This window comes from Kitasatospora sp. NPDC008050 (genome assembly GCF_042957465.1).
Taxonomy (GTDB): domain Bacteria; phylum Actinomycetota; class Actinomycetes; order Streptomycetales; family Streptomycetaceae; genus Kitasatospora.
In genome coordinates, this window is the sequence record NZ_JBIBIJ010000002.1 from 514,908 (window position 1) to 538,027 (window position 23,120).

The following is a 23,120-nucleotide window of genomic DNA, read 5'->3' on the forward strand; positions in this document are numbered from 1 at the left end:
TACTCAGTCACCACCTGACCGGACGACTGTGCGGTCCCCGCTGGTTGCGTCGGGACGCAAGCGATCACCCCCGGCCGTGCCGCGCGAAGCCGTTTCCGGCGCCCCGGCTAGGCTTCCGCCATGAGCAGCCAGCCCGCCACCAGCGCCCCGACCGCCCTCGATCTGACCCTGGACGGCGGTGCGCTCACCGCGCAACTGGTCGACTTCCCCTCGGTCAGCGGGGACGAGCAGGCACTGGCCGACGCGGTGGAGGCCGCGCTGCGCACCCTGCCGCACCTGACCGTGGACCGCTACGGGAACAACGTGGTGGCCCGCACCGACTTCGGGCGCGCCGAGCGGGTGCTGCTGGCCGGCCACCTGGACACCGTGCCGATCGCCGACAACCTGCCCTCCCGGGTCGAGGGCGACCTGCTCTGGGGCTGCGGCACCACCGACATGAAGTCCGGCGTCGCCGTCCAGCTGCGGCTGGCCGCCACCCTGACGGACGCCAACCGCGACCTGACCTTCGTCTTCTACGACTGCGAGGAGATCGACGCCGCCCGCAACGGCCTGGGCCACCTGGCCGCCCAGCACCCCGACTGGCTGGCGGCGGACTTCGCGGTGCTGCTGGAGCCCAGCGGCGCGATGGTCGAGGGCGGCTGCCAGGGCACCGTGCGGGCCAAGGTGACGCTGACCGGCACCCGGGCCCACGCGGCCCGCAGCTGGCTCGGCGACAACGCGATCCACCAGGCCGCCGTGGTGCTCGGCCGGCTCGCCGACTACCAGCCGCGGCGGGTGGAGATCGACGGCCTGGAGTACCGCGAGGGCCTCAACGCGGTGCGGATCGAGGGCGGGGTGGCGGGCAACGTGATCCCGGACGAGTGCGTGGTGACCGTCAACTTCCGCTACGCGCCGGACCGCAGCGAGGCCGAGGCCGCGGCGCACGTGCGCGAGGTGTTCCAGGGGTTCCAGGTCGAGGTGACCGACAGCGCGCCCGGTGCGCTGCCCGGGCTCGCCCAGCCGGCCGCCCAGGCCTTCCTGGCCGCCACCGGCGGCAGCGCCCGGGCCAAGTACGGCTGGACGGACGTGGCGCGGTTCAGCGCACTGGGCGTGCCGGCCGTCAACTACGGCCCGGGCGACCCGAACCTGGCCCACAAGCGGGACGAGCACTGCTCGCTGAGCGCGATCGCCGAGTGCGAGCGCAGGCTGCGCGACTGGCTGACCGCGGGCCGCTAGGCGTGGGGCCCGGGACCGCGAGCGGTTCCGGGCCGTCGCCGTACCGTCAGCTCCCGGCCCGACAAAGCTTCCCCGTTAATCACCCCTGCCGGGCGTAGAGTTTCGTCATGACAGGGACATCAGCGCAGAACGGCGCAGACGGACGGCGCTTCGGCCACGGGCCGGAGCTGGTGGAGCCGGACCCGGCGGAGTCGGAGCCGACGAAGAAGGCCTGGCCGGAGAAGCAGAAGGGCCCGGTGCTGCTGCGCCGCGAGCAGGTCGGCACCGGCACCACGGACCAGCGGCTGCTGGACACCACCGGCCCCACCGACTGGTTGCACACCGACCCCTGGCGGGTCTGGCGGATCACCTCGGAGTTCGTCGAGGGCTTCGGCGCGCTCGCCGAACTCCCGACCGCGGTCAGCGTCTTCGGCTCGGCCCGGACGCCGGTCGACTCACCCGAGTACGCGGCCGGGGTGGCGATCGGCCGGGCGCTGGCCGAGGCCGGCTACGCGGTGATCACCGGCGGCGGCCCGGGGGCGATGGAGGCGGCCAACCGCGGCGCCTCCGACGCCGGCGGGCTGAGCGTGGGTCTGGGCATCGAGCTGCCCTACGAGCAGGGCCTGAACGAGTTCGTCGACCTCGGGCTGAACTTCCGGTACTTCTTCGTCCGCAAGACGATGTTCGTGAAGTACGCGCAGGGCTTCGTGGTGCTGCCCGGTGGTCTGGGCACCCTGGACGAGCTCTTCGAGGCGCTCACCCTGGTGCAGACGAAGAAGGTCACCAGGTTCCCGGTGATCCTCTTCGGCAGTGCCTACTGGAGCGGGCTGGTGGCCTGGCTGCGGGACACCCTGGTCGCCCAGGGCAAGGCCGCGGCGGCGGACCTCGAACTGTTCCACGTCACCGACGAGGTGGACGAGGTGCTGAAGATCCTGGCCGAGAGCCGCCGCCCCAACGGCGAGATCTGAGCCGTCGGCGGGGCCCGGGGCCGGGCCGGCTCAGGCCAGGCCGCGCCGGGCCACCGCCGGTGGCCGGATCCCCTGGATCGAGGCGACCATGTCCAGCACCTGCCGGGTCTCGGCCACCTGGTGCACCCGGTAGATCCGGGCGCCCAGCCAGGCCGAGACGGCGGTGGTGGCCAGGGTGCCCAGCAGCCGCTGGTCGACCGGCTTGTCCAGGGTCTCGCCGACGAAGTCCTTGTTGGAGAGCGAGACCAGCACCGGGAACCCGGTGGCGGTCATCTCCGGCAGCCGGCGGGTGGCCTCCAGCGAGTGCCGGGTGTTCTTGCCGAAGTCGTGCCCGGGGTCGATGATCAGCGCGTCCCGCCGCACCCCGAGCGCGGCGGCCCGCTCGGCCAGCCCGACCGTGACCCGCAGGATGTCCGCCATCACGTCCTGGTAGCCGATCCGGTGCGGGCGGGTGCGGGGCTCGGCCCCGCCGGCGTGCGTGCAGACCAGGCCCACGTCGTGCCGGGCGGCGACCTCGGCGAGCTGCGGGTCGACCCCGCCCCAGGCGTCGTTCAGCAGGTCCGCGCCGGCCTCGCAGACCGCCTCGCCCACCTCGTGCCGCCAGGTGTCCACGCTGATCACGGCCTCGGGGTGGCGCTTGCGCAGCTCGGCCACGAAGGGCACGGTCCGGCGCAGCTCCTCCTCGACCGTCACCTCCTCGCCCGGACCGGCCTTGACCCCGCCGATGTCCAGGATCGCCGCGCCCTCGGCCATCGCCCGCTCGGCGGCGGCGAACGCGGCCTCGTCGGCGAAGGTGGCGCCGCGGTCGAAGAAGGAGTCCGGGGTGCGGTTGACGATGGCCATGATGACCAGTTCATCCGTGCCGAACTCGCGCGGTCCAAGGCGCAGTGCCACCCTTGCTCCTTCCGCCGTCTGTCGGCAGGTGTCGCTGGTATCGCCGGGTATCGATCCAGGGGGACCCTGGTGCGATGATGGGGCCCCGGCCTTCCCAGGGACCATGATCCCTCACTCGGCCGCATACTCACGTGTCGGGAGGACAGCTCGTGTTCTGGGTGATCGTGGTGGCGATGGCCGTGGTGGTCGGTGGTGCCGCACTGGTGGCGCTGGGCGGCGGTGGCTCGCTGCCGGAGGCCGTGCACGACCGGATCGCGGCCCGGCTGCCGCAGGAGCGTCCGCTGAACCGGCAGGACGTGGACGCGATCCGGCTGCCGATGGCGGTGCGCGGCTACCGGATGGACGAGGTGGACGACGTGCTCGACCGGCTCGGCGCCGAACTCTCCTACCGCGACACGCGGATCGCCGAGCTGGAGGCGGCGATGGCGGGGCTGGACGCCGGCCACGCGGGCGCCGAGCAGCCCGGCTCGCAGCCGCTGCCCGGCCTGGAGGACTTCGCCGCCGCCGATGCCGCCGCCGATGCCGCGGCCGCCCCGGACCGCGCGGTGGACGCCACCGCGGCCGGCGCGCTTCCCACCGCCGTGGAGACCAGGCTGGACACGCCCGAGCGCGCGGAGCGGGCGTGACCGAGCTCGAGCCCGGTCCGGACGGTCTGCTGCGCTGCCCCTGGGGCGAGTCAGCCGACGACTACCGGATCTACCACGACACCGAGTGGGGCAAGCCGGTGCACGGCGAGGACCCGCTCTTCGAGCGGGTCTGCCTGGAGGCCTTCCAGTCCGGGCTCTCCTGGATCACCATCCTGCGCCGCCGCGAGGGCTTCCGAGCGGCCTTCGCCGGCTTCGAGATCGCCAGGGTCGCGGCCTTCACCGAGCAGGACGAGGCCAGGCTGCTGCAGGACCCCGGGATCATCCGCAACCGGCTGAAGATCGCGGCGGCGGTCGCCAACGCCCGCGCGGCCCAGGCGCTGGACGGCGGCCTTGACGCGCTGATCTGGGGCTTCGCCCCCGAGCCGGGCCGCCCGGCGCCGCGCACGTCGGCCGAGGTCCCCGCGGTCACCCCGGAATCGACCGCGCTGGCCAAGGAGTTGAAGCGGCGCGGCTTCAAGTTCGTCGGCCCGACCACCGCGTACGCGCTGATGCAGGCCTGCGGGCTGGTCAACGACCACCTGGCCGACTGCTGCGCCCGTTGAGCTGAAGCCCGTTGAGCGAACGCCCCGCTGACCTGCCGTCGGCGGGGCGTTCGTGTCGGTGCCCCGGTCAGCGGCCCAGGAACTTCGGCTGCTCCTTGGCCAGGAAGGCGCGCACCGCGATCCGGTGGTCCTCGCTCGCCCCGGCCAGGGTCTGCAGCTCGTCCTCCTTGTCCAGCGTCTCGCTCAGCGAGTGCGAGGCGCCGAAGTCCACCGCGGCCTTGATCGCGCCGTAGGCGACCGTCGGGCCGTTCGCCAGCTTCTGGGCGAAGGCGTGCGCGGTGGCGGTCAGCTCGGCGGCCGGGACGACCTGGGTGGCGAGCCCGAGGGAGAGCGCCTCGGCGGCCTTGACGGTCCGCGGGAACATCAGCAGCTCGGTGGCCCGGGCCGGGCCGACCAGCCGGGGCAGCGTCCACGACGCGCCCGAGTCGGCGGTCAGCGCCACGCCCGCGAACGAGGTGTTGAACCCGGCGCTCTCGGCGACGATCCGGAAGTCGCAGGCGAAGGCCAGCGAGGCCCCGGCACCGGCCGCCACGCCGCCGACCGCGGCCACGGTCGGCTTGCGCATCCCGGCCAGCGCCCGCACCAGCGGGTTGTAGTGCTCGGCGACGGTCTTCAGCGGCGGCTCGCCGGTCTGCTCGGCACGCCCGAGCAGGTCGAGGTGTTCCTTGAGGTCCTGGCCGACGCAGAACGCCTTGTCGCCCGCGCCGGTCAGCAGCACCGCGCGCACCGCGGGGTCGCCGGCCGCCTCGGTGACGATGTCCCGCAGCGCCACCTTGGTCGGGGTGTCGAGCGCGTTCATCGCGTCCGGTCGGTTGATGGTGATGACGGCGAGCGCGCCGTCGAGCTCGTACAGGACGGAGTCGGACATCGGTGAGGGCTCCCAACCGTTCGGTAACACCGCGGACCTGAGTCAGCATGCCGGAGCGCGCGGACGGGCGGGAGTGTGAGGTAGCGCACCTTTGTCGCCCCTTGCGCGCGGGGAGCGCGGCGGTCACCGCGCGGGCCCCGGACGGCCGGATAGTAGCGGGCTCGGGCAGGTATGGCGCGGTAACTGATGGGTCTTCGCCCGGTCGAGTGAGGGTAGGACTGAGGTGTATTCAGGCGGTCCGTACCGGTGTGGCCACTGGTGCGGAAAGAGTGATGTTGGTCATCGGGGCGCCGTATGCGGGATAATGGCTTCCGATCAATGCGTTCGATACCGGCGGTGGACGGACTGCTGGTACGTACCTGAGCGGTTGCAGGAAGGGGAACGAGCATGGCGGCCATGAAGCCGCGGACGGGTGACGGCCCGCTCGAGGTCACCAAAGAGGGGCGGGGCATCATCATGCGAGTTCCGCTCGAGGGCGGCGGTCGCCTGGTGGTGGAGCTCACTCCGGACGAGGCAAGCGCCCTGGGTGAGGCCCTGAAGCAGGCCTGCGGCTGACTCCCGCACGAAGGACGCGTCCCGCGACGTACTCAGCATCGCCACGGCGCACTCTCGGGGTCCGGCACCGACTGGTTTCACCAGCGGCACCGGGCCCCGCTCTCGTGCCCGCACAGCCGGTCTCCCGGGCCTGTGCCCGGGCCTGTGGGGCCCGGCACCCCGGGGCGGGCTCCGGTCAGCGCTTGACGGCGCACAGCAGCCCGTCGCTGACCGGCAGCAGCGCGGGCACCAGCGCCTTGCTCTCCCGCACCGCCTGCACCAGCTCGCGCATCGCGGTGGTGCCCGGATCCTCCAGTGCGGGGTCGGTGAGCCGGCCCTGCTGGAACACCCCCTCGAAGCAGACCGCGCCGCCCGGGCGCAGCAGCCGCAACGATTCTGCGAGATACGACCGCGATTCGGCGGGGTCGCCGTCGCAGAAGACGAGGTCGTACTGGCCATCGGCGAGCCGCGGCAGCACGTCCAGCGCCCGCCCGGGTATGAACCGGGCCCGGCCGGCCGCGAAGCCCGCCGCCAGGTAGGCCTCGCGGGCCAGCTCCTGGCGGATCGGCTCCGGGTCGACGGTGGTCAGGATCCCGTCCGGGCGCATGCCGCGCAGCAGGTAGAGGCCCGACACCCCGGTGCCGGTGCCGATCTCGGCCACCGCCTTGGCGCCCAGCGCCGCGGCCAGCAGCCGCAGGCAGGCCCCGCCGCTGGGCCCCACCGCCTGGACGCCGGTGCGGGCCGCCTGCGCCCGGGCATAGGTCAGCACGGCGTCCTCGCCGACGTAGGTGTCGGCGAGGGTCGCAGCCGCGGGCCCGAAGTCGATGATCTGGTCCTGGGGAGTAGGGGCGCTGCCGGATGTCGATATTTCCTGCCACAGATTACTGGCCGGGTGGGAACCGCGTCCGGCGGCGGGCCGTTGGAACGGTCAGAGAGCGCCGGTGCCGACCCGGTGGGCTGCCCTGCCAAGGGGCAGGGGAGACCGTACGGGGTGCTGTCGGGTGGATGAGCACACTTTTATCCGGAACTGACGGGTGAGGTGGATATGGTGGTGGCCCTGCTGGGCAGAAGAGCCAACCGAGGAGGTGTGGCCGAGGGCGACGTCCCTGTGCGGCGGCAACTCCGCGGCACCTCGTCGGCCCGTACGCCGAAGCCCGTGATGAACCAGTCTGCGCACTCCCCCCTGAACCAGTCGTCCGACGGCACCGCCGCCGAGTCCTCGGCCCCCGTTGCGCTTGCGACCTTCGCCGAGGGGCCCGACGCGCAGAACTGGACCCCGCCCAGCTGGGAGGAGATCGTCGAGGCGCACAGCGCCCGCGTCTACCGCCTGGCCTACCGCCTGACGGGCAATCAGCACGATGCCGAGGATCTCACGCAGGAGGTCTTCGTCCGGGTCTTCCGCTCGCTGTCCACCTACACCCCCGGCACCTTCGAGGGCTGGCTGCACCGGATCACCACCAACCTCTTCCTCGACATGGTCCGCCGCCGTCAGCGGATCCGCTTCGACGCGCTGGCCGAGGACGCCGCCGAGCGGCTGCCCAGCCGTGAGCCGAGCCCCGCGCAGGCCTTCAGCGACACCCACTTCGACGCCGACGTGCAGCAGGCGCTGGACACCCTGGCGCCGGAGTTCCGCGCCGCCGTGGTGCTCTGCGACATCGAGGGCCTGTCCTACGAGGAGATCGCGGCCACCCTGGGTGTGAAGCTGGGCACCGTGCGCAGCCGGATCCACCGCGGCCGCTCGCACCTGCGCGCCGCGCTCAAGCACCGCGCGCCCGGTGCCGCGCCCGGCCGGGTCCGGCGCGGTGGCTCGGAGCAGCTGGAGCCGGTGGCGGCGGCCGTTGGAGAGGCCGGTGTGGGCGGGAGCGGGCGGAGGCGATCGTGAGCGCCGCAGGCCGGCCCGGCGCCCGTCGCCCGGCGCCCGCCGGGCAGGGGAGCAGCCGGCAGGAGGCGTCCGTGCTGCGGCCGATCGCGGTACGCCAGAGCGAGCCGTCCCAGGCGGAGGAGCACCACCTCGGTGACCGGCTGACCGCCTACCTGGACGGCGAACTGGGCCACGACGACCGCGAGCGGGTCCAGGCGCACCTGGCGACCTGTGCGGGCTGCCTGGCCGAGGCCGAGGAGGGCCGGTCGGTCAAGCAGCTGCTCACCAGGACCGACGCCCCCGGCCCGTCCGGGCAGCTGATGGCCCGGCTGCTCGCCGTCGCCGCGCTGCCCGACGACGAGGACCACCGCCCCGGCGGCGGCTCGGTGCTGCCGAGCGCGCCCACCCTGGGCGGCAGCCGGCTGACCGGCGGCTCGTTCGGCCGCGGCGCGGGCGCCTCGTTCGGGGCCGGCGCGCTGGGCTCCGACGCGCCGCTGCCCGGGATCGACCCGCGGGCCGGACGCGGCCCGGACGTGCGGCTGTGGAGCGGCCTGCGCGGTGCCTCCCGCTCGGGCGGTACCGTCGAACGCCAGCGCCCCGCGGCGCTGCTCCCGCGCTCGGGCCCCGGCGTGGCGCCGCGCGGGCGGCGGCTGGTGGTGGCGGCGGCCGGCGCGTTCTCGGTGGCGGCGGTGGCACTGGGCGGCTTCGGCAGCCTGGGTCTGGCCGCGGTCGCCGGCGACAGTCCCGCGGACGAGCAGCACGGCACGGCGGTCACCCCGCAGGTGCCCGGCGGCGTCCCGGCTGCTCCGCTGCACGGCCCGCTGACGGTGGACCTGCCGTTCGGCGGCCCCGGCGACCACGCGTACGACCTGCTCACCCCCGGACCCTCGGCCCGGGCGGTCAACCCGGTGGCGCACGGACGCGTACCGGCACCCTAGGGCTCGCCCGACGAGCCCTGGCCCGCCGCCGCTGTGCGGTACCCCGGCCACCGGCTGGTCTTTGCCACAGCTTCTTCCGCACGTGGGCCAGGACCGGTCGGTGGCTATTACCCTGTAGGGAGCCGGTGTCGCGGGCCGAACCGGGATCGTCCGCCAGCAGCTGGGAGTTCACGTGTTCTTCGACATCGGCGGCCTGGAGTGGATCACTCTCATCATCATGGCGATCGTGATCTTCGGGCCGGACAAGCTGCCGAAGCTGATCCAGGATGCCACCGGGTTCATCCGCAAGGTGCGCACCTTCGCGGACAACGCCAAGGAGGACATCCGCAGCGAGCTCGGCCCGGAGTTCAAGGACTTCGAGTTCGAGGACCTCAACCCCAAGACCTTCGTGCGCAAGACGCTGGTCGGCGGCGAGGAGGACCCGCTGGGGCTGAAGGAGCTGCGCGAGGGGCTGGACCTCAAGTCGGTGCTCGACGACAAGCCGGCCCCCGGCCGGGTCAGCACCACCAAGACCCCCGCCGCGGCCGGCGGTGCGGTCCCCAGCCCGGCCGCCGCCGGCCCGCCGCTGGCGGCCGGTGAGCGCCCGCCCTACGACCTGGACGCCACCTGAACACCACCCGGTACGACGACGACACCCCGCCCGGCTTGCAGCCGGGCGGGGTGTCGGCCGTTGCGCCGCTATTGTGCTGAGTGCCCGACAGGTTGCCAAGGAGGTCCCGGATTGGACGCGACGAGCAGTCGTACGGTGGGAACGGCCGCCGCCAAGGCGGCGGAGGTGCCCGGCCGGCGGGTGGCCGAGCCGGCCGACCCGCTGGCGCCCTACCAGGCGGCCGACTTCCCCTGGTACGGCCTGGACGAGGGCTGGACCGGCCGGCGCTGGCTGCTGCAGGCCGGCGCGGGCGGCAACCGCCCCGGCCCGGCGCGCAGCATCGACTACGGCTCGGTCGGCCACGGTGAGCAGCCGCCCAAGCAGCCCGAGGCCCCGGGGCCGCGCCGGTTCGCCGTGGTGGTCACGGTCGCCCGCCGTCCCGGGCGGCGCAGCGCGGACGGCACCGGTGTGCTGGAGGCGACCTCCGCCGCCTCGGCCGCCTGGCTGGCCGGCTCCGGACTGCTGGCCGTCACCTGGCCGGGCCAGCTGGACCGCGGCCGTCGGCAGGAGTGGCTCGACCAGCAGACCGCGCTGGCCTGGGACCTGGCCGACGACCTCGGCGGCCCGGGCTGGTCCCCGCTCACCCTGCCGGTCAACGGCCTGCCGCAGCCCTTCCGCTACCGGGAGTCCGAGTACGGCTGGGTGCTGGCGGGCGAGGCCCCGGGCGTGCTGCTCGGTGCCTACGGCCGCGGCGTGAGTGCGTACGGCGTGGGCTTCAGCGCCATCGCGGACCTGGTGGCGTACACCAGGCCCTGAGGGCGCGTCAGCCCACGCTCGTCAGGGTCCGCCGGTCAGAACTTGTTCTTCGGGGTGAGCCCCAGCGAGAGGCCGGACAGGCCGCGCTCGCGGCCGCCCAGCTTGTCGGCGATCGCGTGCAGCGCGGCGCCGGCGGGGGAGTCGGGAGCGGCCAGCACGACCGGCCGGCCGTCGTCGCCGCCCTCGCGCAGCCGTACGTCGATCGGGATGCTGCCGAGCACCGGGACGGTGGCGCCGGTGGCCCGGGTGAGCGCCTCGGCCACGGTCTTGCCGCCACCGGTGCCGAACACGTCGACGATCTCGTCGCAGTGCGGGCAGGGCATGCCGGCCATGTTCTCGATCACGCCGACGATCTTCTGGTGGGTCTGCAGCGCGATCGTGCCGGCCCGCTCGGCCACCTCGGCGGCGGCCATCTGCGGGGTGGTGACGATCAGGATCTCGGCGTTCGGCACCAGCTGGGCCACCGAGATCGCGATGTCGCCGGTGCCGGGCGGCAGGTCGAGCAGCAGCACGTCCAGGTCGCCCCAGTAGACGTCGGCCAGGAACTGCTGCAGCGCGCGGTGCAGCATCGGGCCGCGCCAGACCACGGGGGCGTTGCCGGGGGTGAACATGCCGATCGAGATGACCTTCACCCCGTTCGCCGACGGCGGCATGATCATGTCCTGGACCTGGGTCGGGCGGCCCTCGACGCCCAGCATCCGCGGCACGCTGTGGCCGTAGATGTCGGCGTCCACCACGGCGACCTTCTGGCCCTTGGCGGCCAGCGCGGCGGCCAGGTTCACGGTGACCGAGGACTTGCCGACCCCGCCCTTGCCGGAGGCCACGGCGTAGACCCTGGTCAGCGTGCCGGGCTTGGCGAACGGGATCTCACGCTCGGGCGCACCGCCGCGCAGCAGCTGGGAGAGCTCCTTGCGCTGCTCGTCGCTCATCACGTCGAGTTCGACCTCGACGCCGCTGACGCCGGGGACCCGGCCGACCGCGGTCTTCACCCGGTCGATGATCGTCTCGCGCATCGGGCAGCCGGAGACGGTCAGGTAGACGGCCACCCGCACCACGCCGTCGCCGGAGATCTCCACCGATTTCACCATGCCGAGATCGGTGATCGGTCGGTTGATCTCCGGATCCTGCACGGTCGACAGCGCCTCGCGGACGGACTGCTCCGTCACGCCGGTCGCCACCTCAGTCTCATTGGCCATGCCTTGATGGTACGGCGCGCCCCGCGGCCACCTGACTGGCCGGTAGCGTGCCGCAGGTCACAGCCGGTCAGGCCACTTCCGCCCCGTCGCGGCGCTCGTCCAGCTCCTTGAGCAGGCTCTGCAGCTCGGACCGGATGAAGTCCCGGGTGGCCACCTCGCCCAGCCCCTGGCGCAGCGAGGCCACCTCGCGGGCCAGGTACTCGGTGTCGGCGATGTTGCGGTCGCTGCGGGCCCGGTCCTGCTCCATGTTGACGCGGTCCCGGTCGTCCTGGCGGTTCTGCGCCAACAGGATCAGCGGAGCGGCGTAGGAGGCCTGCAGGGAGAGCACCAGGGTGAGGAAGATGAAGGGGTAGTTGTCGAAGCGGACGGTGGCGGGCAGCATCGTGTTCCAGAGCACCCAGATGATGATCACCACCGTCATCCAGACGATGAACCGCCCGGTCCCCAGGAACCGGGCGATCCGCTCGGAGAGCTTGCCGAAGGCCTCCGGATCGTAGGCGGGCAGCGAGAAGAAGCCCGGACTCGCGGTGCGCGGCTGGTCGAGCCGGGAGCGCACCGAGGTGCCGTGCACGGTCTGGCTGCGGCTGCCCTCCCGGGCGCGCAGCTCGCGCAGCTGCCGCAGGTCGCGCAGCTCGCCCTGCAGGCGCTGGCGGGCCGGCTCCTCGCGGCCCTCCCGGCGGTGCTTGCGGTCAGTGTCCACCAGGTTCCTCGCTCTCCTGCTCGGTGCTGTGGTGTACCTCGCCGCCGTGCAGCGCGGCCTCGCGCCAGTCCTCGGGCAGCAGGTGGTCCAGCACGTCGTCCACCGTGACCGCGCCGAGCAGGTGGTCCGCCTCGTCGACCACCGGCGCCGCGACCATGTTGTAGGTGGCCAGGTAGCTGGTGACCAGGGGGAGCGGGGTGTCCGGCGGCAGGGGGTCCAGGTCGCCGTCCACGATGGAGCCGACCAGCGTGTACGGCGGCTCGCGCAGCAGCCGCTGGAAGTGGACGATACCCAGGTACTTGCCGGTCGGCGTCTCGTTCGGCGGCCGGCAGACGTAGATCTGCGCGGCCAGCGCCGGCTTGTGGTCGGCGACGCGCACCCGGGCCAGTGCCTCGGCCACGGTGGCGTCCGGCTCCAGCACGATCGGCTCGGTGGTCATCAGACCGCCCGCGGTGTCCTCCTCGTAGGAGAGCAGCCTGCGTACCGGGGCCGCCTCCTCCGGCTCCATCAGCTGGAGCAGCCGCTCGGCCTCCTCGCCGGGCAGCTCGGAGAGCAGGTCGGCGGCGTCGTCCGGGTCCATCGCCTCCAGCACGTCGGCGGCCCGCTCGTCCTGCAGCTTGCCGAGGATCTCCACCTGGTCGTCCTCGGGCAGCTCCTCCAGCACGTCCGCGAGCCGCTCGTCGTCCAGCGCGGCCGCCACCTCGCCGCGTCGCTTGGCCGACAGGTGGTGCAGCACGTTGGCCAGGTCGGCCGGGCGCAGCTGCTCGAAGGTGGCCAGCAGGTTGGCGGCGCCCTGGCCCTCCTCGGTGAGCGTGAAGCCGGTGACGGCGGACCAGTCCAGGGTGAGCGCCTCGCCGCGGTTCTTGCGCAGCCGGCTGCTCCTGCCGCGCTGCACGAAGACCTTGGTGATCTCCCACTCGCGCAGCCGGGTCTGCACCATGGCCACGTCCAGCACGGTCACCTCGTCGCCGGAGGCGGTCTCGGTGACGCGGCGGTCCAGCAGCTCGGCCAGGACCAGGGTCTCGGTCTGCCGCTGCTCGAAGCGGCGCATGTTGACCACGCCGGTGGTCAGGACCTGGCCGGACTCCAGGCTGGTCACCCGGGTCATCGGCAGGAAGATCCGGCGCCGTCCGATCACCTCGACCACCAGGCCGAGCACCCGCGGCGGTCGGCCGCCGATCCGCAGCGAGACGACCACGTCGCGCACCCGGCCGACCTGGTCGCCGTTGGGATCGAAGACGGCGACCCCGGTCAGGTGGGAGATGAAGACCCGGCTGGCGTGCGCTGCCAATGCACGTCCTCTCACTTGCGGTGGGTCAAGGCTGGGGGGCCAGGCTACCGAACGCCACCTGGCCGGGCTCGTCAGGCGTACGGGGCCGCCCGGGCAGCCCCGTACGCTGTGCGCTATGGACGGTACGCGAGCCACTGCTGACGACTTCTTCGACCGGGCCCTGTTGGAGGAGGCCGTGAAGAAGTCCGGCCTGCTCTGGGTGCGGGCCGACGGCGCCGTCGAGCGCCGTCCGCTCTGGCACGCCTGGCACGACGGCGCCGTGGTGGTGGTCGGCGACGCCGGTGAGCAGCCGCTGCACGGGCTGACGGCCGGGGCCGGTGCCGAGGTGGCACTGCGCAGCAAGGACAAGGGCGGTCGGCTGGTCGCCTTCCCGGTCCAGGTGGTGGCCGCCGAGCCGCACAGCGAGGCGTGGAGCGGCGCGGTCGAGGAGCTCAAGGGCAAGCGGCTGAACGCGCCCGACACCGACACCATCGGCGAGCGCTGGGCGCGCGAGTGCCGGGTGCTGCGGCTGGAGCCGGTCGGCCCGCTGACCGAGCACCCCGGCGCGATGCCGCAGGACTCGCACGCTGCCGCGCCGATGCCGAGCCCGGCCACCACCCGGCGGCCGATCCCGGCGGGGCTGCCCAAGCTGGTGCTGGGCCGACTGAAGCGCCGTGGCTGAGTCGACCGCCCCCGCACGCGACCGCACCGGCGCGACGGCCGCGCCGTCATCGGCCTCCCTCATACCCGCCCCGGGCGGGCTGCCGAAGACCGACCTGCTGCTGCTCGCCCTCTCGATCGCGGGCATCTCGCTCTCCGCCCCGCTGATCAGCGCCACCGCCGCGCCCGCGCTGGCCATCGCCTGCTGGCGCAACGTCATGTCGGTGGGCGTGCTCGGCCCGTACGCCCTGCTGCGCCACCGCGCCGAACTGCGGGCCATCGGCCGGCGCGCGCTGCTGCTCGCGATGGCCGCCGGAGCGCTGCTGGCCGTGCACTTCGCGCTCTGGATGCCCAGCCTGCGGATGACCTCGGTGGCCTCCTCCACCGCGCTGGTCACCACCACCCCGCTGTGGACCATCCTGCTGCTGCGGCTCACCGGCGTGCGGCCGCCCCGGCTGGTCTGGCTGGGCATGTGCGTGGCCTTCGCGGGCGTGCTGGTGCTCACCGGGGTGGACCTGACGGTCTCCCCGCGCGCGCTGCTCGGCGACGCGCTGGCGCTGGGCGCGGGCCTCGCCGCGGCGGGCTACCTGCTGCTGGGCGCCGAGGTCCGGCGCACCGTCAGCACCACCGGCTACACCCTGGTCTGCTACAGCACCACCGCGCTCGTGCTGCTGGTGCTCTGCCTGGCCACCGGCACCGGGCTGACCGGCTGGTCGGCCGGGGTCTGGGGGCAGATCGCGCTGCTGATGCTCGCCGCCCAGCTGCTCGGCCACTCGCTGAGCAACCGCGTGGTGCGCACCCTGGGGCCCTCGGTCACCTCCACGGCGATCCTGCTGGAGACGCCGGGGGCGGCGCTGATCGCCGCCGTCTGGCTGGGCCAGTGGCCCGCCGCGGCCGCCTATCCGGCGGTGGCGCTGATCCTGCTGGGGCTTGGCCTGGTGGTGCGCGGCGGGCGTCGTTGAGCCGGTTCGCCGGTGGCGGCCGGCGGGCCCGCTGAGCGCCGGCTACCGACCGGTACGCTCGCGGTATGGCGCATGACTTCCCGCTCTTCGGCGACCCCGGTCGACCCCACGGCCCGCAGGGTCCCACCCGTGACGAGGTGCTGGCCGCCGTCGAGGCACGGCTGCTCAGCACCTTCGGCGAGCCGAGCGGACGGGCCGCGATCACCTTCCTCGGGGCCGAGCGGATCGAGGTGCTGCGGTTCGGCCCGGACGCCGAGGGCCTGGTGCGGTACGCCACCCTGGGCATGGCCGCCGCGCCGATGGCCGACCCCACCGCGGCGATGGCCGACCCGGTGCGCGGCCCGCGCGCCGAGCTGCTGCTGACCCTGCGCGGCGGGCGCGACGAGGTGCTCCGGGCGCTGGCCACCTTCGCCGCGACGCCGCAGGTCGAGGGCCTGGTGGTGGCCCCCGGCAGCTCGCTCGACCTGGGTGCCCCGCTCTGGGACGGCGCGCCGTTCACCTCGGTGCTGGCCGCCGAGAGCGGCGGCCTGGTCGCGGACCTCGAACTCGACGAGCCCGCCGACCCGGTGCGCTTCCTGCCGCTGCTGCCGATGACACCCAACGAGGCGGCCCACAAGCGGGTGCACGGCGCGGCCGCGCTGCAGGAGCGCTGGCTGGAGCGCGGCGCCGACCTGCGGGACCCGCGGCGGCGCGCCGTGGCGCTGGACTGACGGCTCCTCGGCTCCTCGGCCGGCCGGCCGGCTGACGGGTGGCCGGCTGGCCGGATGGGCCGCGCCGGGTCAGTCGATCGGCTTGGCCCCCGTGGCCTGGTGGAGCAGCGCCTGGTAGGCCTCGGGCGAGGTGGTGAACTCGCCCAGCCGCACGGTCTTGCGCGAGCCGTGGTAATCACTGGACCCGGTGGTGAACAACCCCAGCTCGGCGGCCAGAGTGCGCAGCCGGGCCCGGGCCGGCTCGTCGTGGTCGATGTGGTCGACCTCCAGCCCGGCCAGCCCGGCCGCCGCGAGGTCGGCGATCACCTGGTCGGAGACGGTGCGCCCGCGCTTGTCGGCGCCCGGGTGGGCGAAGACCGGCACCCCGCCCGCGGCCCGGACCAGTCGCACGGCCACCGCCGGGTCGGTCTCGTGCTTGGGCACGTCCGCCCGCCCGCCGTTGGCCAGCCACTCGGTGGTGAAGGCGGCCGAGACGTCCTTCACCACGCCGGCCTCCACCAGCGCGCTGGCGATGTGCGGACGGCCCACCGAGCTGCCCCCGGCGGCGATCCGCTGCACCTGCTCCCAGGTGATCGGCGCGCCCAGCTCCCGGCACCGCTCGACCACCGCCTGCCCGCGCCGGAACCGGTCGGTGCGCACCAGCTCGCGCTCGCGGGCGAACTCCGGCTCGGCCGGATCGAAGAGGTAGGCCAGCAGGTGCATGCTGATCCCCTCGACCCGGCAGGAGAGTTCGGCGCCCGGCACCAGGGTCGGCCGCCGGCCGGGCGGCAGCGCGCGCAGCGCCGCGGCCGCTTCGGCGTGGCCGGCGACCGTGTCGTGGTCGGTCAGTGCGACCACGTCGAGTCCGGCGGCGACGGCGGCGGCGATCAGCTCGCTCGGGGTGTCGGTGCCGTCCGAGACGTTGCTGTGGGCGTGCAGGTCGATGCGCACGGGCTGGCTCCTGGCTCGCTGCGGGTCAAGGCAGCCCAGGATAGTCAGCGGGCCTCAGGCTCAGCCCAGGAGCCGCTGGGAGAGGGCTCCGCAGGGCAGCAGCTCCAGTTCGGCACCGGCGTCCCGCAGGTCGGTGAGGACCAGCTCGTCGTACATCAGCAGGGCGGACTGCTCGGGCCAGGCGATCGCCCAGAGCCACAGGCCCAGCGCCTCGCCGACGTAGACCGCGCGGTCCTCGGGGGCGCCCTGGATGTGCCACATCGGGGTGGGCCGGCCAGCGGCCAGCAGCTTGGTGTCGGCGGGCTTGTGCAGCGAGAGGGCGTCGCCGGGGTCGGGGCCGGGCAGACCCGCGTACCGGGCGCCGAGGCCGACGCCGAGCTCCTCGGCCACCAGGACCAGCTCGCCGAAGCCGCCGAGCGGCGCGGGGCCGGAGCAGGCCACGGCGGTGGCGCGGGCCCCTGAGAGGTCGTCACCCACGTGCGCGATGCCGGTGTAGAGCCAGCTGACCGGCAGCGGCCAGGGCAGCCAGACGGGCACCTGGGAACGGGCCACGGCCACGCTCAGCGCCTCGATACTCGGCGGCAGCACGGGCTGCATCGGATGGACGGCACCGTGCTCGTCACACTGCCAGGTGTCGCGGAAGAGCCCGGGGGCACGCACCCGACCGCCGCACCTCGGGCAACTTGGCTCGCCCCTCATAACAGCCAACGCTCCTCCCTCCGGGCCGCCGCGTCAAGGACGATCACCCGTACGGAGGGCCTCGGCGAGCGGATCCGATGACCGGGTCGCTCGGCCGGTCGCTCGGCCGGGGCGGCGGCCCCGGCTAGGGGATGTCCCGCGCCGCCGGGCGGCAAACGTCGACGGGGCGCGCCGGGGGCGCACGCAGGCGCCGGGCGGAACGGCTGGCGCCCCGTCATCGAGGAGTCGATGGCGGGGCGCCAGGGAGTGGGACGCGGCCGGGCGGGCTGCCGGTGCGGCCTGGTGCGGCGTCAGACGTGCCGACACGGACGGATGTAGAGACGCTCGCCGGTCAGGGCGGCATCCGCCACCAGCTGACGGACGGTCTCGGCGTCGGCGATGAGCGGATCGGTGGTGGAACCCTGCTGGGCGTCCAGTCGGAGAATCTCGAAACGCATGGGCCTCTCCTCTGCTGGCCTCGGTGGCACCCGAGGCGGTGGGGTGCTGCTCGTCGGTCGCGGTACGGCGGTCAGTGCCATGTGTCCCCCCTCGCTGCCGGCGGGACGGCGGCCCGATCGGGCCTGCTCCGCCAGCGTGGCGCCGGACGTTTGCCTGGCGATTGCCCGCTGATGACGTCGTGGTTTCGGTGACGTCCATCGGGGCTCAACCGCACAGGTGGGGCTGTTCATTCCCAGCCAGAATCAAATATTACCGTAACTAAGGATTTTTGGGCCAGCAGAAATCCCCGGTGCGCGCCGGGGTGGCGGCGCACCGGGGAGCGGTGGGCGGTGGTCAGTCGGTGCTGACGGAGGACCAGAAGTCGAGCAGCACGGCGGCGGTCCGCTCCGGACGTTCGGCGTTGGGGGAGTGCCCGGCGCCCTCCACCACCACGTGCGGCACCCCCAGCCGGGCGGCGGTGCGGGCCTGCTCCTCGACCGGCCAGGCGTAGTCCTCGGTGCCGGAGACGTACAGCTTGGGCAGCGCGACGGCCGCCAGCTCCTCGGTCCGGTCCTCCTGGCCGACCAGCCGCTCGCCCATCGCCACCAGCGCCTGCGGCACATTGGCCAGCCAGCGCCGGTGCAGGAAGTCGGCGACCTCGGGCGACGGCGCCACGGCCGAGTCCGACTTCTCGCCGTCCATCTGCTGCATCACCTGCCAGATGGTCTCCAGGTCCATGCCGCCCAGCGCGTCCATCAGCATCTTGGTGCGGGCCGCCTCCGGCGGATCGAGCGGCCCGGGCCCGGTGGAGAGCAGCACCAGCGAGGCCCAGGGGAGCGGCACCCGGGACCCCGGCCGGAGGCTGAGCGAGAGCACGGCCTCCCGGGCCACGAAGCCGCCGAAGGAGTGGCCGAGCAGGTGCACCGGTCCGGCCCCCGCCTCGGCAGCCAGCAGCTCGGTGACCGCCCGCAGGTCCAGGCCCAGCTCGGGCAGCGCGTAGGCGGCCGGATCGGCACCGCCGCCGGTCTCGTACTGGCCGCGCTGGTCGTAGGCGACGACCCGGAAGCCCGCGAGCGAGAGCGGCTCCAGCAGCGCGATGAAGTCCTCCTTGCTGCCGGTGTACCCCGGGACCAGCAGCGCGGTGCCGCGTGGCACACCGGCGGGCTCGGCCCGCAGCGCGGCGAACTCCCCGCGCTCGGTGGCCAACCGCGCGGCGGTGGCGCAGGAGGGGAGGGCGAGGAAAGGAAGCGTGCTCAAGGGAAAACTCCTCGTCGGCCGACTGGCAGAGCCGCCACGAGCATAGGGCCTGGTCCACCGGGGGTAGCCGAAAGGGGCGGGCGGACCAGCTGGTCCGCCCGCCCCTCTCAGCGCTGTGGTGCCTCGACCGGAGCCCGGTCAGTCGGCGACCGGGGCCTCCTCGACCGCCTTGCGGGTACGGCGGCGCGGGGCGGGGACCGCCTCGGCTGCTGCTGCCTCGGTGGCGGTGGTCTTCTTGGCGGCGGTCTTGCGGGTGCGGGTGGCCTTCTTGGCGGGGGCCTCGGTGGCCTCCGTCTCGATGGTGTCCGCTGCGGCCGGGGCCTCGATGGCCGGTGCCTTCTTGGTGGTGCGCTTGGTGGCGGTCTTGCGGGCCTTGGCCGGTGCGGCCTCGGGCTCGGTGGTGACCTCGACCGCCGGTGCCTCGGCTGCTGCTGCCTCGGTGACCGGTGCCTCGGTGGCGGTGGTCTTCTTGGCGGCGGTCTTGCGGGTGCGGGTGGCCTTCTTGGCGGGGGCCTCGGTGGCCTCGGCCTCGATGGTGTCCGCTGCGGCCGGGGCCTCGACGACCGGTGCCTCGACGGCGGTGGTCTTCTTGGCAGCACTCTTCCGAGTCCGGGTGGCCTTCTTGACCGCCGGGGCGCTCTCCTCGACCGGTGCCTCGGCCTGGCTCGGCACCACCGCGGCAGCGACCGGGGCCTCGACCACCAGGGTCTCGACCGCGGGCGCCGCGGCGACGGCCACCTCGGTGACCGCGACCTCGCCCGGCGCGCTCTGGGCCGCGGCGACGGCCGCCACCTGAGCCTCGCCCGACGCGCTACCGCGCGAGCGGCGTCGGCGACGGCGCGGGGCCGTGCTCTCGCCGTCCACGCTCGCGGGCCCGGTGGCCGGCGACGCGGCGCTCTGGCCGCCCGCCGTCACCTGCTGCGTCTGCTCGCCCGCGCCGGCCGCGACCGACGCGCCGCCACGGGTCCGCCGCCGGTTGCGCGGGGCCCGGGCCGGCCGCTGCTCCTCGGCCGCCGGCTGCTCGACGGCCGGGCCGCGGCGCCCACCGGAGCTGTCGGCCCCGCTGCGCCCGCGACCACGCTCACCGCGGTCACCACGGTCACCGCGGCCCGGGCGCGCGCCGCGCCCGCCGGTCTCGCCGAGGTCCTCGACCTCTTCGGCGGCCAGCCCGGCCCGGGTGCGCTCCGAGCGGGGCAGGACGCCCTTGGTGCCAGGCGCGATGTGCAGCAGCTCGTACAGGTGCGGAGAGGTGGAGTAGGTCTCCTCCGGCTCGCCGAAGCCCAGCTCCAGCGCCTTGTTGATGAGCTGCCAGCGCGGGATGTCGTCCCAGTCGACCAGCGTGACCGCGGTACCGGAGGCGCCGGCCCGGCCGGTGCGGCCGATCCGGTGCAGGTAGGTCTTCTCGTCCTCGGGGCACTGGTAGTTGACGACGTGGGTGACGCCCTCGACGTCGATGCCGCGGGCCGCGACGTCGGTGCAGACCAGTACGTCGACCTTGCCGCTGCGGAACGCCCGCAGCGCCTGCTCACGGGCGCCCTGGCCGAGGTCGCCGTGCACGGCGCCGGCCGCGAAGCCGCGCTGGGTCAGCTGGTCGGAGACGTCCGCCGCCGTCCGCTTGGTGCGGCAGAAGATCATCGCCAGGCCGCGGCCGTCGGCCTGCAGGATGCGCGAGACCAGCTCGACCTTGTCGAGCGAGTGCGCCCGGAAGATGTGCTGGGTGGTGTTGGCCACGGTGTGGCCACTGTCGTCCGGCGCGGCGGCGCGGATGTGGGTCGGCTGGCTCATGTAGCGGCGGGCCAGGCTGATCACCTGTCCCGGCATGGTGGCCGAGAAGAGCAGGGTCTGCCGCTTGGCGGGCAGCATGGTGATGATCTTCTCGACGTCGGGCAGGAAGCCCAGGTCGAGCATCTCGTCGGCCTCGTCCAGCACCAGCGCGCGGACCTTGGAGAGGTCGAGCTTCTTCTGCCCGGCCAGGTCGAGCAGCCGGCCAGGGGTGCCGACCACGATGTCGACGCCCTTGTTGAGCGCCTCCACCTGCGGCTCGTAGGCCCGGCCGCCGTAGATGGCCAGCACGCGGACGTTGCGGACCTTGCCGGCCGTCTGCAGGTCGTTGGTGACCTGGGTGCACAGCTCGCGGGTGGGGACCACGATCAGCGCCTGCGGGCTGTCGGAGAGCTGGGCCTCGGTGGCGCGGCCCGCGTCGACGTCGGCGCGGACGATGGCGCGCTCGATCAGCGGGAGGCCGAAGCCCAGGGTCTTGCCGGTGCCGGTCTTGGCCTGGCCGATGACGTCGTGCCCGGTCAGGGCGACCGGCAGGGTCATCTCCTGGATCGGGAACGGGTGGATGATGCCGACCGCCTCCAGCGCCTCGGCGGTCTCCGGGAGGATGCCGAGTTCGCGGAACGTGGTCTTCGTCGGTTCAGTCGTGGTGGACAGGGTGCTGCCTCTTCCGTGTGGCGGGCCGAGAGCGAGAGGCGGCGGGCAGCCTCGCGACCGCGTCCTGCCCAGGGGGCGGTTCGCGAGCTGCGAGGTCGTGCACGACCGCGCCGGTCCCTGCGGCGTCCGGGCGCGGCCCTGGCCCTGGCTGGGCCGCGGCGTCCCGTGGCGTGGGGGAGAGGTCCCGTGAGGGGTCCGGCGCGGGACCGGCGCCCTGCGGCGCGGTCCGCGGCGGCCCTCGCTCGGCCACTGATGCGGTGCCTGGCTTGAGGTCCAAGCCAAGGTCGGAGCCGATCGGCTCTCCGACCGGGCATCCGCGTACGTGAGTTCCCAGCGCCTCGCACCGAAGTCCTCCGGGCGAAGCGAACCCGCGCGGTTTGCGGACCGTGCGGGCATACGGGTCTCTGCACCACTGTACAGTCAGCCGACGACTCGAACACGTGACGCGTCTGACATGCCAGCTGGGGCGGGCTCGAGGCGGCGGCAGGGCGGTCTAGAGTGACGATCCATGGAGACTCAAGGCGAGGCCGGCCAGGTCGGCTCGATCGGTGACTGGACCACCTGCGCGGCGGACCCGAACTACCGGGCGGCCGTCCTCGACCTGCTGGGCGCCCTCGCCTACGGCGAGCTGAGCGCCTTCGAGCGCCTGGCCGACGACGCCAAGTTCGCGCCCGGCCTGGCCGACAAGGCCGCGCTGGCCCGGATGGCCTCGGCCGAGTTCGCGCACTACCAGCTGCTGCACGACCGGCTGGCCGAGATCGGTGCCGACCCGACCGAGTCGATGACCCCCTTCGTCGAGCCACTGGAGTCCTTCCACCGGGTCACCGCCCCCTCGGACTGGCTGGAGGGCCTGGTCAAGGCCTATGTCGGTGACTCGATCGCGACCGACTTCTACCGTGAGGTGGCCGTCCGGCTGGACGACGACACCCGGGACCTGGTGCTTCGGGTGATGAGCGACACCGGGCACGCGCAGTTCGCGGTGGACAAGGTGCGCCAGGCGATCGAGGAGAACCCGCGGGTCGGCGGACGGCTCGCGCTCTGGGGCCGGCGGCTGATGGGCGAGGCGCTCAGCCAGGCGCAGCGGGTGGTGGCCGAGCGGGACGCGCTCTCCAACCTGCTGGTCGGCGGCGCCGAGGTGCGCGGCTTCGACCTGGTGGAGGTCGGCAAGATGTTCAACCGGATCACCGAGGCGCACACCAAGCGGATGAGCGCGCTCGGTCTGGCCTCCTGACCGACGAGTCCTGACCGGCGACTACGCGGCGTGCCGGCGGCGGCGGTGGCTGCCGTGCTTGGTGGCCAGATCGGGCCGGGCCAGCACCGAGGTGAGCAGCCCGGTGCAGACCAGCGTGATCAGCACGGTGGTGGCCGGATGCCCGTTGGCCAGCGTGATCCGCGTGATCACGCCGCTGAGCAGCGCCGACACCAGCCCGGTGCCGATCGTCAGACCCCGGGCCATCGGGTAGTACTCGGGGACCAGGAACAGCGCCGCGGCTGCGGCCAGCAGGCCGATCAACGCGAAGACGACGGCTTCGACAGGCAGGGGCACGGTCGGCCTCCCGAACTGGTGGGGCGGTCCGCGGCCGGGGGAGTGCCCGCGGTGGCCCACCCATACCCCTGGCCGCGTTGTTCTACGCCTGCCAGTATCCGCTCGAAAAGGCGCCTGCTGTCCCGGTGATCCCAATCCGATGGGAATCCGATGGAAAAGCGTGATGCCCGCCGCCCCGAGGGGCGGCGGGCATCAGGCCGGTCATGCTCAGATGGTGCCGAAGCCCACCTTGCGCGCGGCCTGCTCGCCGATCTCGACGTACGCAAGGCGCTCCGCCGGGACGATGATGCGACGGCCGTGCTCGTCGGTCAGCGTGAAGAGCTTGGACGTGCCCTCCAGCGCCTTGGCGACCGCGTTCTCGACCTCGTCAGCGCTCTGAACGCTTTCGATGACGATCTCTCGGGGTGCGTTCTGCACGCCGATCTTGACCTCCACGGCTTCCGTCCCTCCGGGGTTGCAGCCAGTCACGCACGGTGCCGTGTCGTC

General features: G+C 73.7%; 26 protein-coding genes. 13 read left to right on the plus strand and 13 right to left on the minus strand.

Annotated features, from left to right (window positions below; all coding sequences use genetic code 11):
* Positions 1-120 precede the first annotated feature (120 nt).
* Together dapE and ACFZB9_RS05770 are read left to right on the plus strand one after the other, a co-directional pair.
* Complete coding sequence (dapE, locus tag ACFZB9_RS05765) at positions 121-1,215, plus strand: succinyl-diaminopimelate desuccinylase (protein WP_391443924.1); 1,095 nt, start codon at positions 121-123, stop codon at positions 1,213-1,215.
* Between the two features lie 107 nt (positions 1,216-1,322).
* Positions 1,323-2,162 (plus strand): TIGR00730 family Rossman fold protein, encoded by an 840-nt coding sequence (locus ACFZB9_RS05770; RefSeq protein ID WP_391443926.1) that lies wholly within the window; start codon positions 1,323-1,325, stop codon positions 2,160-2,162.
* Positions 2,163-2,192: 30 nt separating this feature from the next.
* Here the strand turns inward: ACFZB9_RS05770 and folP are convergent, their stop codons facing one another.
* Complete coding sequence (gene folP / locus ACFZB9_RS05775) at positions 2,193-3,005, minus strand: dihydropteroate synthase (protein WP_391444291.1); 813 nt, start codon at positions 3,003-3,005, stop codon at positions 2,193-2,195.
* Between the two features lie 200 nt (positions 3,006-3,205).
* Between folP and ACFZB9_RS05780 the strand changes: the two genes are divergently transcribed.
* A complete protein-coding gene (locus tag ACFZB9_RS05780) occupies positions 3,206-3,682 on the plus strand; it encodes a DivIVA domain-containing protein (RefSeq protein ID WP_391443927.1) in 477 nt (158 codons plus the stop codon).
* Positions 3,679-4,245, plus strand: coding sequence for a DNA-3-methyladenine glycosylase I (locus ACFZB9_RS05785; protein WP_391443929.1), 567 nt, complete (start codon positions 3,679-3,681; stop codon positions 4,243-4,245). The genes ACFZB9_RS05780 and ACFZB9_RS05785 overlap by 4 nt, the downstream gene beginning before the upstream one ends.
* 67 nt (positions 4,246-4,312) lie before the next feature.
* On the opposite strand, the gene ACFZB9_RS05790 is transcribed toward ACFZB9_RS05785, so the two are convergent.
* Positions 4,313-5,113 carry an enoyl-CoA hydratase/isomerase family protein gene (locus ACFZB9_RS05790; protein WP_391443931.1) on the minus strand — a complete coding sequence of 267 codons (801 nt, stop codon included), beginning with the start codon at positions 5,111-5,113 and terminating at the stop codon, positions 4,313-4,315.
* A gap of 387 nt (positions 5,114-5,500) precedes the next feature.
* On the opposite strand from ACFZB9_RS05790, the gene ACFZB9_RS05795 reads away from it, so the two are divergent.
* On the plus strand, positions 5,501-5,668 hold the full coding sequence (locus ACFZB9_RS05795; protein WP_083976644.1) for a DUF3117 domain-containing protein: 168 nt from the start codon (positions 5,501-5,503) through the stop codon (positions 5,666-5,668).
* Between the two features lie 175 nt (positions 5,669-5,843).
* Here the strand turns inward: ACFZB9_RS05795 and ACFZB9_RS05800 are convergent, their stop codons facing one another.
* Positions 5,844-6,476 carry an O-methyltransferase gene (locus ACFZB9_RS05800; protein ID WP_391444293.1) on the minus strand — a complete coding sequence of 211 codons (633 nt, stop codon included), beginning with the start codon at positions 6,474-6,476 and terminating at the stop codon, positions 5,844-5,846.
* A 330-nt stretch (positions 6,477-6,806) separates the two neighbouring features.
* Here ACFZB9_RS05800 and sigE point away from each other — a divergent pair, with 330 nt between their 5' ends.
* From sigE to ACFZB9_RS05820, 4 genes are all read left to right on the plus strand, one after another.
* Complete coding sequence (sigE, locus tag ACFZB9_RS05805) at positions 6,807-7,529, plus strand: RNA polymerase sigma factor SigE (protein WP_391444295.1); 723 nt, start codon at positions 6,807-6,809, stop codon at positions 7,527-7,529.
* Positions 7,526-8,446, plus strand: a complete 921-nt coding sequence (locus ACFZB9_RS05810) for a zf-HC2 domain-containing protein (RefSeq protein ID WP_391443933.1) — start codon at positions 7,526-7,528, stop codon at positions 8,444-8,446. Before sigE ends, ACFZB9_RS05810 begins: the two co-directional genes overlap by 4 nt.
* Before the next feature lie 172 nt (positions 8,447-8,618).
* The gene (locus tag ACFZB9_RS05815; RefSeq protein WP_391443935.1) at positions 8,619-9,056 is read left to right on the plus strand and encodes a sec-independent translocase; all 438 of its coding nucleotides are present in this window, start codon (positions 8,619-8,621) and stop codon (positions 9,054-9,056) included.
* Positions 9,057-9,167: 111 nt separating this feature from the next.
* Entirely contained in the window at positions 9,168-9,851 is a 684-nt protein-coding gene (locus ACFZB9_RS05820; RefSeq protein ID WP_391443936.1) for a hypothetical protein, read from the plus strand.
* Positions 9,852-9,886: 35 nt separating this feature from the next.
* On the opposite strand, the gene ACFZB9_RS05825 is transcribed toward ACFZB9_RS05820, so the two are convergent.
* The 3 genes from ACFZB9_RS05825 to ACFZB9_RS05835 all read right to left on the minus strand — a co-directional run bounded on the left by ACFZB9_RS05825 (position 9,887) and on the right by ACFZB9_RS05835 (position 13,038).
* Complete coding sequence (locus ACFZB9_RS05825) at positions 9,887-11,047, minus strand: Mrp/NBP35 family ATP-binding protein (protein WP_391443937.1); 1,161 nt, start codon at positions 11,045-11,047, stop codon at positions 9,887-9,889.
* Positions 11,048-11,114: 67 nt separating this feature from the next.
* Positions 11,115-11,690, minus strand: a complete 576-nt coding sequence (locus ACFZB9_RS05830; RefSeq protein ID WP_391444296.1) for a DUF1003 domain-containing protein — start codon at positions 11,688-11,690, stop codon at positions 11,115-11,117.
* 46 nt (positions 11,691-11,736) lie between these two features.
* Positions 11,737-13,038, minus strand: coding sequence for a magnesium transporter MgtE N-terminal domain-containing protein (locus tag ACFZB9_RS05835; RefSeq protein WP_391443938.1), 1,302 nt, complete (start codon positions 13,036-13,038; stop codon positions 11,737-11,739).
* 115 nt (positions 13,039-13,153) lie between these two features.
* Here ACFZB9_RS05835 and ACFZB9_RS05840 point away from each other — a divergent pair, with 115 nt between their 5' ends.
* The 3 genes from ACFZB9_RS05840 (at position 13,154) to ACFZB9_RS05850 (ending at position 15,349) form a co-directional block, all read left to right on the plus strand.
* The gene (locus tag ACFZB9_RS05840; protein WP_391443940.1) at positions 13,154-13,699 is read left to right on the plus strand and encodes a hypothetical protein; all 546 of its coding nucleotides are present in this window, start codon (positions 13,154-13,156) and stop codon (positions 13,697-13,699) included.
* Complete coding sequence (locus tag ACFZB9_RS05845) at positions 13,692-14,639, plus strand: DMT family transporter (protein WP_391443943.1); 948 nt, start codon at positions 13,692-13,694, stop codon at positions 14,637-14,639. The genes ACFZB9_RS05840 and ACFZB9_RS05845 overlap by 8 nt, the downstream gene beginning before the upstream one ends.
* A 65-nt stretch (positions 14,640-14,704) precedes the next feature.
* The gene (locus tag ACFZB9_RS05850) at positions 14,705-15,349 is read left to right on the plus strand and encodes a suppressor of fused domain protein (RefSeq protein ID WP_391443945.1); all 645 of its coding nucleotides are present in this window, start codon (positions 14,705-14,707) and stop codon (positions 15,347-15,349) included.
* Positions 15,350-15,418: 69 nt separating this feature from the next.
* Here the strand turns inward: ACFZB9_RS05850 and ACFZB9_RS05855 are convergent, their stop codons facing one another.
* From ACFZB9_RS05855 to ACFZB9_RS05875, 5 genes are all read right to left on the minus strand, one after another.
* Positions 15,419-16,279, minus strand: a complete 861-nt coding sequence (locus ACFZB9_RS05855) for a PHP domain-containing protein (RefSeq protein WP_391443946.1) — start codon at positions 16,277-16,279, stop codon at positions 15,419-15,421.
* A 60-nt stretch (positions 16,280-16,339) separates the two neighbouring features.
* Positions 16,340-16,978, minus strand: coding sequence for a DUF6758 family protein (locus ACFZB9_RS05860; protein ID WP_391443948.1), 639 nt, complete (start codon positions 16,976-16,978; stop codon positions 16,340-16,342).
* A gap of 290 nt (positions 16,979-17,268) precedes the next feature.
* Positions 17,269-17,415 (minus strand): hypothetical protein, encoded by a 147-nt coding sequence (locus ACFZB9_RS05865; RefSeq protein WP_391443950.1) that lies wholly within the window; start codon positions 17,413-17,415, stop codon positions 17,269-17,271.
* Between the two features lie 334 nt (positions 17,416-17,749).
* Positions 17,750-18,652, minus strand: a complete 903-nt coding sequence (locus tag ACFZB9_RS05870; RefSeq protein ID WP_391443952.1) for an alpha/beta fold hydrolase — start codon at positions 18,650-18,652, stop codon at positions 17,750-17,752.
* A 138-nt stretch (positions 18,653-18,790) separates the two neighbouring features.
* A complete protein-coding gene (locus ACFZB9_RS05875; RefSeq protein ID WP_391443954.1) occupies positions 18,791-20,974 on the minus strand; it encodes a DEAD/DEAH box helicase in 2,184 nt (727 codons plus the stop codon).
* Positions 20,975-21,596: 622 nt separating this feature from the next.
* Here ACFZB9_RS05875 and ACFZB9_RS05880 point away from each other — a divergent pair.
* Positions 21,597-22,319 carry a ferritin-like fold-containing protein gene (locus tag ACFZB9_RS05880; protein ID WP_391443956.1) on the plus strand — a complete coding sequence of 241 codons (723 nt, stop codon included), beginning with the start codon at positions 21,597-21,599 and terminating at the stop codon, positions 22,317-22,319.
* 21 nt (positions 22,320-22,340) lie between these two features.
* Here ACFZB9_RS05880 and ACFZB9_RS05885 read toward each other — a convergent pair whose 3' ends face one another.
* Positions 22,341-22,634, minus strand: a complete 294-nt coding sequence (locus tag ACFZB9_RS05885) for a hypothetical protein (protein ID WP_391443958.1) — start codon at positions 22,632-22,634, stop codon at positions 22,341-22,343.
* Positions 22,635-22,841: 207 nt separating this feature from the next.
* Entirely contained in the window at positions 22,842-23,069 is a 228-nt protein-coding gene (locus ACFZB9_RS05890; protein ID WP_391443960.1) for a DUF3107 domain-containing protein, read from the minus strand.
* Positions 23,070-23,120 lie beyond the last annotated feature (51 nt).